11 protein-coding genes are annotated in these 14,009 nt (G+C 41.5%); 6 read left to right on the top strand and 5 right to left on the bottom strand.

What is annotated here, in order from left to right:
- Positions 1 to 267 precede the first annotated feature (267 nt).
- From DOD25_RS01310 to DOD25_RS01285, 6 genes are read left to right on the top strand one after another with little or no spacing between them, the layout of a single operon-like run.
- On the top strand, positions 268 to 981 hold the full coding sequence (locus DOD25_RS01310) for a TetR/AcrR family transcriptional regulator (protein ID WP_016827934.1): 714 nt from the start codon (positions 268 to 270) through the stop codon (positions 979 to 981).
- The gene (locus DOD25_RS01305) at positions 978 to 2,723 is read left to right on the top strand and encodes an ABC transporter ATP-binding protein (protein WP_101887805.1); all 1,746 of its coding nucleotides are present in this window, start codon (positions 978 to 980) and stop codon (positions 2,721 to 2,723) included. The genes DOD25_RS01310 and DOD25_RS01305 overlap by 4 nt, the downstream gene beginning before the upstream one ends.
- Positions 2,656 to 4,473 (top strand): ABC transporter ATP-binding protein, encoded by a 1,818-nt coding sequence (locus DOD25_RS01300; RefSeq protein WP_308313809.1) that lies wholly within the window; start codon positions 2,656 to 2,658, stop codon positions 4,471 to 4,473. The genes DOD25_RS01305 and DOD25_RS01300 overlap by 68 nt, the downstream gene beginning before the upstream one ends.
- Positions 4,474 to 4,520: 47 nt before the next feature.
- Positions 4,521 to 5,105, top strand: coding sequence for an MptD family putative ECF transporter S component (locus DOD25_RS01295; RefSeq protein ID WP_004120520.1), 585 nt, complete (start codon positions 4,521 to 4,523; stop codon positions 5,103 to 5,105).
- Positions 5,105 to 5,839 (top strand): energy-coupling factor transporter transmembrane component T, encoded by a 735-nt coding sequence (locus DOD25_RS01290; RefSeq protein ID WP_101887807.1) that lies wholly within the window; start codon positions 5,105 to 5,107, stop codon positions 5,837 to 5,839. The genes DOD25_RS01295 and DOD25_RS01290 overlap by 1 nt, the downstream gene beginning before the upstream one ends.
- Positions 5,836 to 7,245, top strand: coding sequence for an ABC transporter ATP-binding protein (locus tag DOD25_RS01285; protein WP_101887808.1), 1,410 nt, complete (start codon positions 5,836 to 5,838; stop codon positions 7,243 to 7,245). Before DOD25_RS01290 ends, DOD25_RS01285 begins: the two co-directional genes overlap by 4 nt.
- Positions 7,246 to 7,661: 416 nt before the next feature.
- On the opposite strand, the gene DOD25_RS01280 is transcribed toward DOD25_RS01285, so the two are convergent.
- From DOD25_RS01280 to DOD25_RS01260, 5 genes are all read right to left on the bottom strand, one after another.
- Positions 7,662 to 9,095, bottom strand: coding sequence for a class I SAM-dependent RNA methyltransferase (locus DOD25_RS01280; protein WP_112928550.1), 1,434 nt, complete (start codon positions 9,093 to 9,095; stop codon positions 7,662 to 7,664).
- Positions 9,096 to 9,132: 37 nt separating this feature from the next.
- Complete coding sequence (locus tag DOD25_RS01275; protein ID WP_231880196.1) at positions 9,133 to 9,954, bottom strand: DUF3159 domain-containing protein; 822 nt, start codon at positions 9,952 to 9,954, stop codon at positions 9,133 to 9,135.
- Between the two features lie 24 nt (positions 9,955 to 9,978).
- A complete protein-coding gene (locus DOD25_RS01270) occupies positions 9,979 to 10,743 on the bottom strand; it encodes a DUF3710 domain-containing protein (RefSeq protein ID WP_004105066.1) in 765 nt (254 codons plus the stop codon).
- Positions 10,744 to 10,922: 179 nt separating this feature from the next.
- Positions 10,923 to 11,789, bottom strand: coding sequence for an exodeoxyribonuclease III (locus tag DOD25_RS01265; RefSeq protein WP_112928549.1), 867 nt, complete (start codon positions 11,787 to 11,789; stop codon positions 10,923 to 10,925).
- Between the two features lie 179 nt (positions 11,790 to 11,968).
- Complete coding sequence (locus tag DOD25_RS01260; protein WP_004105069.1) at positions 11,969 to 13,993, bottom strand: dipeptide ABC transporter ATP-binding protein; 2,025 nt, start codon at positions 13,991 to 13,993, stop codon at positions 11,969 to 11,971.
- Positions 13,994 to 14,009: the final 16 nt, after the last annotated feature.

Here is a 14,009-nt window from a genome sequence, read left to right as displayed (position 1 = left end):
GGATTTGCTGAACTATCGCCTAGTTTCTTATGAATTTTATTAGCACAAGCAGGCACTCTTCTAACCAGCATCGACAAATAGTGTTTACTTTCAAGCAAGAGCTTGACAGTAAACACTATCTAACTTATACTGTATATATCGACGCATCCGTCGATAGGATGACGACCCCTTAGATGTAGCCAAGGCGCGAAGACTTTTTACGCGTTGACTCATGACAACTATTTGGCGCGTTAACCCTTTACCAGCTTGTGGTGTGAGGTGAATTGCATGGCTCGTAATAAGCGGCTTAGTTTTAATGAACGCAAGCAAGCAATAAAGCATGCTGCTATACGTATTTTTGTCAAACAAGGCTTTGAGAACACAACCATGGAAGACCTGGTAAAAGAAACAGGCTTATCAAAGGGTGGGTTTTATCACTACTACAAGAATACAACCGACATACTCCACGACATCATGCTCGACGGCATCGCATACCGCAACACCATCATGATGAAATCTATAGAGGATGGCAAGCAATGGAGCATTGATCTTCTTGCTGATGAAATGGCCAGAAAAGCAGTTGATAGCAATGCGCTTATGCCCGTCTACGTGGAACTTTTGTTGGCTAAGAAGAGAAACCCCCAGCTTGAACAGGTATATAGACAGCTTGAACACACTGCTTTTGATACGTTTAGGGCACATAACATCGATGCAGAAACGCTTTCTGTTAAGCCTTCGAATTTTGAACTTATGGCGTTTTTTGTAAACGCGATCATTCTTTCTGCGCATGTGCTCAACGAACACAAACTTGTACAAGATAATCAGGCGCTTATTAAGCAGCTGCTCTTGAATATTTTGAAACAGGACACCGCTCAATCCAGTCACGAGGGCAACAGCCGCGGCGCTACTCGCTCCAGCGACGAGGGAAACAATCAGTTAGGCAGCATACAAGAGTCTGTTCAAGCATCTTCAACTTCTTTACCAGCAAAGGAGCTCTCATGAACACATACCGCAAACTGTTTGCCTATATTCCACAGTTTAAGGGTTTAGCTATTGGAGCAGTACTCGTTTCAGCTTTGTCAGCTCTACTAACTACTTGCGGATATTATGCGATACATTGTTTTTTGCATGCGCTTATTATTGACGAAAACTTGCCTGTCGCTCAAAATTTTGCATTCGTCATTGCACTGCTTTTACTTACCGGCAGTTTATGTCTTGGCGCGTCGGGTCTTATGGCTCATTACGTGGGATTCAATTTAGAAAATGTTTTGCGCAAACGCGGTGTTGAAGGCTTAAATCGTGCAAGTTTTACATTCTTTGACACACATTCATCTGGAACTATTCGCAAAACTATTGACGACAATGCAGCGCTCACTCACACGATTGTCGCACACATGATTCCTGACGCTACGCGCGCAATCCTTATGCCATTTTTCATAATTGCATTCAGCTTTTGCATAAGCTGGCGCGTAGGTTTATGCATTCTAATACTTACTATTGTCGGTAGCGCTATTATGGCTAGCATGATGGGCGGCAAGCAATTCATGAAAATGTACCAAGACGCACTCGATAATCTATCTGCCGAAACAGTCGAATATATTCGTGGCATTTCTGTTATCAAAATCTTTGGCGTTTCAGTAAGTTCCATGAAAAAGCTATCCAAACTTATTCACAATTATTCAACATATGCTTACCAATATTCAAAGCATTGCAAAGCAGGATACGTTGTGTATGAATGCCTTTTCTTTGGTATTATTGCAATACTTACACTGCCGCTGGTATTTTTTATTGACGATTTGGGCAGTCCCAAACGTTTGGCTCTCGATTTAATTATGACGTTTTTCGTATCGGGATTAATGTTTGCAGCATTTATGCGCGTTATGTACATTGGCATGTACTCGTTCCAGGGTAATCATGCGGTTGATTCGCTTGAGAAGCTTTATGCGCAAATGTCGAAAGAAGAAATACATTTTGGCAATGAAGATCATTTTGCAAATCACAACATTGAGTTTCGTAACGTTTCGTTCTCGTATGACAAAAAAGAAGTTTTGAAAAATCTGTCCTTCAATTTAGCAGAAAATAAGATATATGCTCTAGTAGGAAAATCTGGATCAGGTAAATCTACAATTGCTAAACTGATGTGCGCATATTACAACATAAGTTCTGGAGAAATTTTAATTGGCAATAAACCTCTTAACACATATTCTCAAGAAGCGCTCATGCAAGAAATTTCCTTTGTTTTTCAAGATTCTAAGTTGTTTAGTGACACACTATATAACAATGTTAGCTGCGTAAAACATGACGCAAGCCACGAGGAAGTAATGTCTGCGATTTCTGCAGCAGGACTTGATTCGGTATTAGATAAATTAGATAAGCGAGAAAATACCATAATTGGAACAAAAGGCGTGTATCTTTCAGGTGGAGAAACTCAACGCGTTGCGATTGCTCGTGCCATTTTAAAAAATTCTCCCATCGTAATTATGGACGAAGCGTCTGCTTCTATTGACGCAGACAACGAGCATGAGTTACAAAAAGCATTTAAACGTTTAATGCGTGGTAAAACGGTCATTATGATTGCACATCGTCTGACGTCCATTACGGGTGTGGATGAGATTTTGCTTGTTGACCACGGACACATTGTTGAGCGCGGTTCACATGCTCAGCTTATGGCGCAAAATGGCCAATATACACATTTGTACACAATTTACACCCAAGCTAATGAGTGGAGGGTTGTTAATGATTAAGTTTTTAAAAAATACGTTTGCTCTTACCGATCAAGGTGTACGAGGCGCTTTTAAATCGGGTGTACTTAGTTTTTTGGTATTTGTTATCAATATGGTTCCTTCAATGCTGCTGCTATTGTTGGTAGATCATCTGTTACTACGCCATGTACATAGTACAGCCATCTATCTTGTGTGTTCTATTGTGACCTTGGTGGTAATGGCAGTGCTATTGAGTTTTGAATACGAAGCACAATATAACGAAACATATAAAGAAGCAGCTCATTTGCGTCTTAATATTGCAGAGAAACTTTCGCGACTAGAAATGTCTTACTTCGCAAAACACGATCTTACCGATCTCTCTCAAAGTATTATGGCAGACGTAGCGTCACTTGAGCATGCAGAAAGTCACGCAGTTCCGAAACTGCTCGCGTTTTGTTTATTCTTACCATTTCTTTCTGTATTAATGTTCATAGGGAACTGGAAAATGGCGATTTGTGCCGTTGGCCCTACGCTTCTTTCGTTTTTGCTGATTGTAGTATCAAAGCGCTATGTACGTGCGCAGCACAACAAACATTACCTGCGATTACGCGAAAATTCTCAAGCGTTTCAAGATCGTATTGAGCTGTCCAAGGAAATTGCGGCGTTTAATCTTGCAGAACGTATAAAAACAAAGCTTTATGCCAAGCTTGATGACACGCTCCGCGTCCAGTGGGAAAGCGAACGCAACGCTGGGTTCTTGCTGATATTTGCCGATATTTTCTCGCATTTTTCGTTGGCATTCACGATTATCGGTGGCATTTTTCTTATGCAAACTGGCGAAATTTCTGTGCTATATCTGCTAGGCTACGTTCTTGCTGCCATGAAGCTCAAAGAATTTGTGGACTCGAATATGGAATTCCTTATGGAAGTTTTCTATATCAATTCGGCTGTGAAGCGTATTCGTGAAATTCGCGACGCAAAGGTATTAGATGTGCAGCCGGAAGCTGCTACAGACGTACACACTACAGATAAACGCGCTACTCAATTTGCTAATTTTGATATAGAGATAAACAAGCTCAGCTTTTCTTACGATGACGCTACTCCTGTGCTAAACGACGTAAGTTTTACTGTGCCGCATGGAACAGTTTGCGCACTTGTTGGGCAGTCAGGCTGCGGAAAAACAACTCTGCTTCGACTTATAGCGCGTCTGTACGATTTTAATTCTGGTAGCATTCGTATTGACGGCGTAGATATACGGAAAGTTTCTACTGAAAACCTGTACCGAAATATATCTATCGTTTTTCAAGATGTTACTCTCTTCAACACAAGCATTTTGGAAAATATTCGTATAGGTCGAGAAGATGCTACAGACGAAGAAGTGAAACATGCAGCTCAGCTTGCGCATTGCGACTTTATTGACGCACTCCCAGATGGGATCAACACCATTATCGGCGAAAACGGTCAGCAGCTTTCTGGAGGCGAGCGTCAGCGTATATCAATAGCGCGCGCATTTTTGAAAAACTCACCAATTCTTATTCTTGATGAAATTGCTTCAAGTTTAGACGTTGACAACGAGATTAAAATTCAACAGTCACTTACCGAATTGGTAAAAAATAAGACTGTGATTATTATTTCTCACCGCATGAAGTCAATTGAAAATGTTGATCGAATAGTTGTGTTAAAAGATGGTCACGTTGAAGCATGCGGTACACATGCCGAGCTTATCCAGATAAGCCCTACTTATCAAAATCTTATTGATAAAACGTGTGCAGCAGAGGAGTTTTCGTATTAGTTTGAGCGCGTGTAGAACGCGCATGATAGAAAAAGGAGGAATTTGTTATGGAACGCGCAACTAAATTAAGTGGTCATGACCTGATAAACATTGGTATATTTGGAGCCATTTATTTTGTTATTGTATGTGTAATATCAATGCTTGGGATAGTACCCGTCTTTTTGCCGCTCCTTGCGGTATTAATGCCAATTATAGGCGGTATTCCTTTTATGCTCTTTTTGACCAAAGTTAAAAAGCCAGGAATGATTTTTATCATGGCAATCATGATGGGTCTATTGATGGTGCTCACAGGCATGGGAATGTGGTCGTTGTTAACAAGTGCGATTGCTGGTTTGATTGCAGAAATTGTGTTCAAAAGTGGCAACTATGCCAGTGCTAAAAAAGCTGTTTTGACATATGGATTTTTTAGCCTGTGGATGTATGGCAACTATATGTCACTGTTTCTTGATCGCGAACAATATTTTGCACAACGTGCAAGCTTTGGTAAAGCTTATGCCGAGGCTGTTGCTCAGCTCCTACCAAATTGGATGGCGTTCGTTCTGCTAATTGTATGCTTTATCTGCGGTATTTTAGGCGGACTGTTTGGTCAAAAAGTTTTGAAAAAACATTTTGAAAAAGCTGGTCTTGTTTAATGGCATATTCATCTCTAGCAGCGCAAAAGAACAAACGCAGTTTTCTAGATCCACGCGTAAAAATCGTCCTTGTTTTGCTATTAGCAATATTCGTAATGGGCGGCGTGTGTGGCGCACGCATGAAAGATATAAGTTTTGTATTATCTATCATTCCTTTTGTGCTGCTTTTGATAGAACAACAATGGAAAAAATTTTGGCATGCAAGTATCATGCTCATAATAGGTTATGGCTGTCTTTTGGTGATACCATATTTGCCTAGTATGATAAAACCTATCGCTTTAATGTGCGGATATATTCTTACGCGCTTTGTAGCAACAGTTGCAATGGGCAATTATGTTATAGCTACAACTTCGGTGAGTGAATTTATTGCAGCAATGGAAAAAATACATATGCCACGAGCCATTATTGTGCCAATGTCAGTTATGTTTAGAATGTTTCCAACGATTGCAACAGAATGGAAATCAATTTGTCGCGCTATGAATATGCGTGAAATTCATATAGGAGCAGTTGGTATTGGAAAAATATTAGAGTACCAATTAATTCCTATGATTAGTTCGGGTGTACGTATTGGCGAAGAACTATCGGCAGCAGCGTTAATTCGAGGATTAGGCTACCCTATCAAGCGAACTAATATTTGCCAAATTGGTTTTCGAATACAAGATTGGTTTTTATTACTCATTTCTTTGTCGGTCATATGTTTTTGGTTGTTGTGTAGCTTAGGAGTAAGCGTATGATCGAATTTAGGCATGTTTATTTCCATTATGGAACTGAAGATGACCATCATACAAGTGAATTAAATGATATTAACTTGCGCATAGAAGATGGCGAATTAATTTTGATAACCGGACCTTCGGGTTGTGGCAAAACAACGCTGTTACGTCTTATAAATGGTTTAATTCCACGCTTCTATCAAGGAAATGTAAAAGGCGATATACTATTAAACGGTCGATCTTTTAAAAATAATGAATTATATGATTTAGCACATGTTGTAGGCACGGTTTTTCAAAATCCTAAGTCACAATTTTATAATGTTGATACAACGAGTGAACTAGCGTTTGCGTGTGAAAATCAAGGACTACCAAAATCTGATATTTATCAGCGTATTGATACAACAGTTGCTGATTTGCACATGGAAAATTTGATGGATCGCAATATTTTTCATCTATCTGATGGCGAAAAGCAAAAAATAGCTTGTGCGTCAATTGAAGTAGCAGGATTAAACATAATTTTGTTAGATGAACCTTCAGCAAATTTAGATTACGACTCAACGTTGATGCTTAAAAAGTTGATTTTGCATTGGAAAAAACAAGGAAGAACAATTGTTGTAGCTGAGCATCGAATAGCTTATCTTTGGGATATTATGGATCGCCTAGTGGTTATGCAACAAGGTGAGATCGTTAAAGATATTAAATCCGAACAAAAAGATGCTCTTAACGACATAGATGCGCAAAAAATGGGACTGAGAACACGACTTATGGTATCACCCATACAAATTAATAAAATGCCATCTGTCACACAAGACGATCAGATAATCGCATTAAAAAATTTCAACTTTGCGTATCATGGCGTAAAGAAGAAAATAGTCAATATTAAATCGCTTGCTATTGCGCGTAATCAAATTACAGCAATTGTAGGAAAAAATGGAGCTGGCAAAACCAGTTTTCTCAATTGTTTTTGCGGTTTAGAAAAAAACTGCAAAGGTATTTTTAAATACGAGGATCGCGTTTTAAGTAATCGAGCACGTAAAAAATTATGTTTTATGGTGATGCAAAATACAGGCAACCAGCTGTTTACAGAAAGCGTTTTAGATGAAGTTTTAATTAGTTTGCCTAAGCGCAGCAAAAATAAGAACGATGTTGCGATGAATATATTACGACAATTTGATTTGGACTTTTTGGCACACCGTCATCCGCAGAGTCTATCGGGTGGGCAAAAACAGCGATTAGCAATTGCATGCGCGCTGGCAACAGGTAGAGAAATTCTAGCGTTAGACGAGCCGACGAGCGGATTAGACTATGCGCATATGCAAGAACTAGCACAGCTACTATCAAAACTTAAGTCAATGAATACAACAATTGTTGTAGTAACTCACGATAGTGAACTCATACATGCATGTTGCACAAGATTAATTCATATGTAAAGTTAGCTCTCGAAATGCATAGAATTTATTTATCTTGAACCACATACTATGACCTCCCCAAAAGGGAGTATGAATGAATATAAACGCAAATGAACTCGTTTCTTTTCCAAAGCAAATCAAAATTGTTCTAAAGTTGCGCGCCTTGTTGACGCATACGATTCAACTATTATTTCATCATACTGTGCATGAATCGTGCTTAATTAACATTTCCTAACTTCTAGCTGGGTGCAAAGTGGGTGCACTTTTTAACGTTATCCATCTTGTGCACTCGACCCTAGAGCGTTGACATGTTCCCTCATACAGCCAAAACACGCTCAAAAACCGCGAGAACCCGGCTTGAAGCCGCTTCGCATTAAACCTTTTAACAATAGCCCTCGCTAAACCCTGCTACACAAGGGCAAACTTGCACCCACCTATTAAGCCTTTGACATCAATACGACACTCTCAACGTGGTGAGTGTTGGGATATATGTCGAACGCGCGCAAAGACTGAACGTTGTAGCCAAGCTCTCTAAACGTGCCAACATCGCGAGCAAGACTAGTCGGATCGCAAGCAACGTACACAACGCTTCTTACTCCAGACTTAGCAATCTGCTTACAAACTTGAGCTTTAGCGCCAGCGCGCGGAGGATCTAACACAACAACATCAGGATGCGCAAATCGGCGCACAATCTTAGATGACTTACTCGCCTTAAACACCTGTGATTCAAGCGTTTGCGAAACATCGCCTTCAAGCGCTTCAACAACATCCCTGCCAAGACCTGCGCGCCCAATGTTTCGCCTTGCATTCTTTACAGCAATCGGCGCACCCTCAATGCTAAGCACGCGAGCTGGCTCTGCAGAACCAAAAGCGCCAGTAGTACCAATAGCACCCACGGCACTAGAAGAATCTCCGCCAATATTAGCCAAAGTAGCAAGCGGAATCGTAAACAAACCAGATCCAGAATACAAATCCCACAAAACCGTATTCTTAATACGCCCACCAAGCGCAGAACGAACTAATCCCAAAACGTAGTTCACCAAATGTTCTGGAGCTGCGCGATGAATCTGCCAAAAACCACGCGCGTCAACATTGTAATCAAAAGTACGCGCACGCGATGAATCACCATCAACCGCAACGCGCACGCGCTCGCGCAACAAAGCCGAGCCTGCAACCAGTTCATCATTTACTATAAGCGCATAATTTTCGCCAATCGCACTAAGGAGCGCAGACTTATCACCAGAAACACCAAAATCCAAACCATCAACTCGAGGCTCTGGAACAGCAAGGCGAATTTGCGAATTTGGCTCAAATTTGCGATTCCACAAATCCAAAGAATCCGCAACTGCTAAAACCGCGCGCGACGCAAGTGGCATAGTATCAATCGCAATGCGATCATGCGACTCGCGCTTTCGCATAGACAATCGCCCTTCATCATCCGCAACCAACTCCATGCGCGTACGCCAATTAAATCCGTTAAGCTCCTCATCCCCCGGCATGCGCTCAACGTTAACATCGCTTTCCACAACATCCATATGCGCTAAACGCTGGAATTGATTAGCAATTACGGAAGCCTTCCAACGAATCTGCCCAGGCAAAGAAACGTGAATTAAATCCGCTCCTCCAACTCCACCACCCTGAGCCAAAGGACCAGCGAGTTTCCATTGCGGCTCTACACGATCCGCGCTAGGCTCCAAAACTTCCACAACTTCGCCAGTAAAAAAGTGCGCTTTTGCACGCATCGGCTCATCCATGCGCACAACAACCAGCTCACCAGGTAGCGCAAATCGCACGAATACAACGCGTCCGTCAAGATGACCTACACATCTGCCTTGATCCGCATATCGCTCGATTCGCATCGTCACTTGCATAAACTACCCCTTAGTTTTGCGTTTTGTTAAGCCGATTTTAGTTAAGCTGATTTTCTTCGCTATGCTTCTCTTCACGATTTTTATGATGTAGACGCATAAACGGCGTTGCAATAATCAAGTAAGAAACCCAAATTGCGAGCGCCCAGAACGGCAATCCCATAATCAAGCGAACGGTACCAAGCCACACAACGTGATTCGTCAAATATAATGGCACTTGCAAAACGAGCCTCAGCACAAAAACAGCAATCCACAATCCTGTCACATACATATACGCTCGCTTAAGCGGCTTATAATCGAGCCATTCGTGAAGCCACGCACCAAAGTTTTCTGTAGGCATTTTGCGAATTGACTCAATCACAAGCCCTAAAGCAGGCACGCGCACAATCAGCGAAATAGCAAGAAGCGCACCATAAACAGCGTTCGTAATAAAGCCCATCATATAGTAGTCGCGCGCTTGGTGACTCGTCCACACCCAAACAAGGCAGATTCCAATGGAAATAAGTCCACTAATTGCTCCCATAAGCGATTGCCTCTGAATAAGACGAATCACAACTTGCAAAACAGCAATCACAGCTGACACAATAACCGTTGTTTGCACATTTCGTGTTACAACAAAGCAAATAACAAACAGCAAGCCGGGCAGCATGGATTCGATTACGCCTCGAACGCCACCCATTGAATCAATTACAGAAAATGTAGACCCTTCGGCTCCGATTGAAGCCAATGTCGCTAGTCCTGAGCGTTTTTTGGTTCGCGCAGAATCGTTGGTTTGCGCAGAATCGTTGAGTTTTACTTCATTTGAAAACTCTTGCGAAGAAAACTCTTCTTCGGATTTCTGTAAAGATTCTTGTGAATCCATTCAATTAACTTTCTACTACTTGCATTATCTAATTTCAGCAAACATTGGACCGCGTGTAAGCGTAGTTTTTACTTCTACTTGTTGGTCGTAACCTAATGGTTTATCGTCTTTTTTTAGTGCATTATTAGCATCTTCATCAGACGTATTATTTTCCCCATCTTTACCGCTATTTTCTGCATTTAAAGCAGCTTCTTTTTCTTCTCTAGTTATTGGATCATGCATAGGAATAAAATCGCGAGGCGCAAGCGGCTCTTCACCACGATTTACAACAATCCCCTTAAACCATTCATCTAATTGTTTTGTTTCGTTATTATTATCTGCAAGCTCTGTTGCTGCAGGCCCAGAGAATACTCCGCGAAGCATCCACCTAGGACCATCAACGCCAACAATACGCGTTGTAATGGTTTTTTCTCCAACTTTTACAGGTAACAGCAGCTCAGTACCAAATTCGCCTTGTACTGTACACGCTTGACTATTACCATCAAGCAAATCTTTGCACACTTCTAGCCAAATACCAGATGTTTTAGGCGCAGCAAAAGCTTCAACTTCTACGCTTGAAGAACCATAAGTTACTGTCATACCAAGAACTTGCGATGTTTCATGCTGCTTTTTTACTCGCAACTCAATGCCTTGAAAGTATGGAATATAGATTGAACCAAAATCTAGATAATCGCTAAAATCAGGAGCATCTTCATCATTGAAATCCCATGGACCAGTTTTTACCTCTACGATTTTGTCTTCAACTTTTGAAGATTTTTCTTCTTCATGTCGGCCAAATAACCAACCCATTATTCCTCATTTCTTAAAACAACAAATCTACAAAAATATATTTATTACTTATTATTGTAAATTGCCTAACTTCACCAGAATAGCACAAGCAAAGCACTGAAAAATTTGCGTATATAGTACATTCATATACACATGCGATTACTTAGTTATTTCACATTATACAAATTAATACTTACGCATCACACGTCATACTTTATACTTAACGGCGCATGATCAGACCATCGCGCATCATAGCTTTCAGCACGATCGATCACAAATCCGCGAGCGCTTTCCGCAATTTCAGGAGTTGCGAACTGGTAGTCTAATCTCCAACCAACGTTATTGTCGAAAGCTTTACCGCGCTGGCTCCACCAAGTGTATGGTCCTTGAATATCTCCTGCAAGCATGCGCATAACGTCCACAAATTCATATTCGTTAATCCAGCGATCAATATACGCACGTTCCTCTGGCAAGAATCCTGCACTTTTTTCATTAGCTTTAGCGTTTTTAATATCAAGTGAAGTATGCGCAATATTAAAGTCACCGCACAAAATCGCTTGATTTCCGCCACTTGCTGCTGCATCTCGAAGCTCCCCTAAACGAGTAAGCATTGTGTCTAAAAAGCGGAATTTTTGTTTCATTTTTTGCGGATCGTCCACATTTCCAGCATGAACATACACAGAAGCAATAGTGATTTCATAGCCGTCAGGAGTACGCACGTCAGTTTCAACCCATCGCCCAGAATCAACATCCTCGCTTAAGCCAGGCAAACCGTAGCGTTTGTTTACTACAGGAAGAGACGTAACTAGAGCTACTCCAGCTCGACCTTTTACACGGCAAACTTCATTCGTATAAGTAAAATTATCGTTTTCTATAGGATTTGCGATATTTTCAGACGCACGATATCCCATTTCAATTTTTGTCATAATTGGGTCGATTGCATCCTGCGGAGCGCGCACTTCTTGCATACACCACACGTCTGGAGTATGTGCGTCAGACCAGTTAAGCATACCTTTGCGCTCAGCTGCACGAATACCGTTTAAATTCGAAGTCGTAATTGTAATCATGTAATCAACTCTAATATGCGCACAACACAAACAGCTCCATCACTAAACAACGGACATAAATCACACAACCAACACAGATTACAAGTTATGGATTACTCAACCAATAAACACGGAATTAATAGAAAAATAAAAAGGTGCAGATTCTATAAAACCTGCACCTTTTCATCAGCTTGTACTATTTAGTCTAAACCAAGCTCCAAATTTCCTCCTGGAATTGCATCGAGCAAATCGCGAGTGTATTCCATCTGTGGATGATCGAATACCTCATCTGTAGTTGCATGCTCAACAAGCTTTCCATGCTGCATAACAACAACTTCGTCTGCAATCTGACGAACGACAGCCAAATCGTGTGTGATGAACAAATAGCTCAAACCACGCTCTGCCTGCAAATCGTTAAGCAAGTGCAAAACCTGATCTTGCACAAGCACATCCAAAGCAGATACAGCTTCATCGCAAACTATAACATCTGGATCCAAAGCCATAGCACGAGCAATTGCAATTCGTTGACGCTGTCCTCCAGAAAGTTCGTTCGGGAATCGAGTCATAACTGAAGCAGGCATACGAACCATGTCTAGAAGCTCTACCACACGGTTTTTACGACTCTTTTTATCACCAATCTTATGAATACGTAGAGGTTCTTCAATTGAACGATAAATTGAGTACATAGGATCCAAAGAACCATACGGATTCTGGAAAACTGGCTGCACATGGCGACGGAAGTCAAGCAAATCCGCACCCTTTAAATCGGAAATATTCTTACCTTCGTAAGTAACAGTTCCACTTGTTGGCTTAAGAAGTCGCAAAACCATATTCGCAACGGTAGATTTACCTGAACCAGATTCACCAACGATAGCTAACGTCGTACCACGCTTAATAGAGAATGAAACGTCGTCAACAGCCTTAAAAAGCTCTTTCTTGCGAGGAAGCTTAAACTCACGAGTTAAGTGATCCACAGTAATAATATGCTCACTTTTTTCGAGAGTTTGCTCACCTACTACGTGATGCTCAAGCAAGTTATCAGCATTACCACCGTGTTCTTTAACAGAAATAATGCGCTGAGAAGCTAAGCTTGGAGCGGCAGCAACAAGTCTCTTTGTATACGGATGCTGAGGATGCTGCAAAACTTCCAACGATGGGCCAGATTCAACAACACGACCCTTATACATAACAACAACATGCTGCGCGCGAGAGGCAGCCAAGCCTAAATCGTGTGTAATGAAGAGAACAGAAGTTCCGAGCGAATCAGTTAGTGTATGCAAATGGTCAAGAATACGCTTTTGCACAGTAACATCCAAAGCGGAAGTTGGCTCATCTGCAATAAGCAAGTCCGGTCGGCAAGCCAAACCAATGGCAATCAAAGCGCGCTGACGCATACCGCCGGAAAACTCATGTGGGAACTGACGTGCACGAGTTGCAGCATCTGGCAAACCAGCTTCGTCAAGCAAACCAGCAATACGATCTTCAACGCTTGCACCTACAACATACTTTTTGGCGATTTCCCAAGCTTTGTCGTCATTCACACCATATTTGATTAAATCGTCTGCTACGCGCCAACGAGTTTCAGAGCCTGGAACCCACTCTTTCTTGTAGTAATCAATAGCTTCATTGAACTTTTCAGCATCGTTATGCTCATCAAGTCCAACTTCTTTCAAAGCTTTCTTAGCGACTTCAATCAAATCTGGTAATTCTTTAGAGCCAAGGAATGTTTCATCCTCATTGCTTTTGACTTGAACAGAATCGCCTGCAAGAGCCTCAGCTAATGAAGAGCGCTTCTCGTGATCAACGTCAACACCATTTGCGATTAATGCTTCTTTAACTTGTTCGCCAATACGCCACACGGGGTTCAAGTTGCTCATAGGATCCTGCGGAACTAGACCCATTGCAGTACCACGCAAAGCAGCAATCTCTTTTGGCTTCAAACTGCTAATTTCTTTACCCTTGAGCTTAATAGATCCACCTGTAACATGACCGGTTCCAGGAAGAAGACCAAGAACAGCCATTGCAGAAGTGGACTTTCCTGAACCAGATTCACCTACAATTGCAACCCACTGACCAGGATAAACACAGAAGCTAGCATCTCTAACAGCATGAACAGCTTTTTTTGAGTCTGTTGTGAAATCAACCTGGAGATTTTTTACTTCCAACAATGGCCCTTGCTCTAGCTGCATGGCGCGAATGTCTATATCTTTACGTGTTGTATTCATAAGTTTTATTCCTCCA

This window comes from Gardnerella leopoldii (genome assembly GCF_003293675.1).
In the GTDB taxonomy this organism is placed as follows: domain Bacteria; phylum Actinomycetota; class Actinomycetes; order Actinomycetales; family Bifidobacteriaceae; genus Bifidobacterium; species Bifidobacterium leopoldii.
Note: the sequence above shows the minus strand (reverse complement) of the source record. Positions and strands in the feature narration are given on the sequence as shown.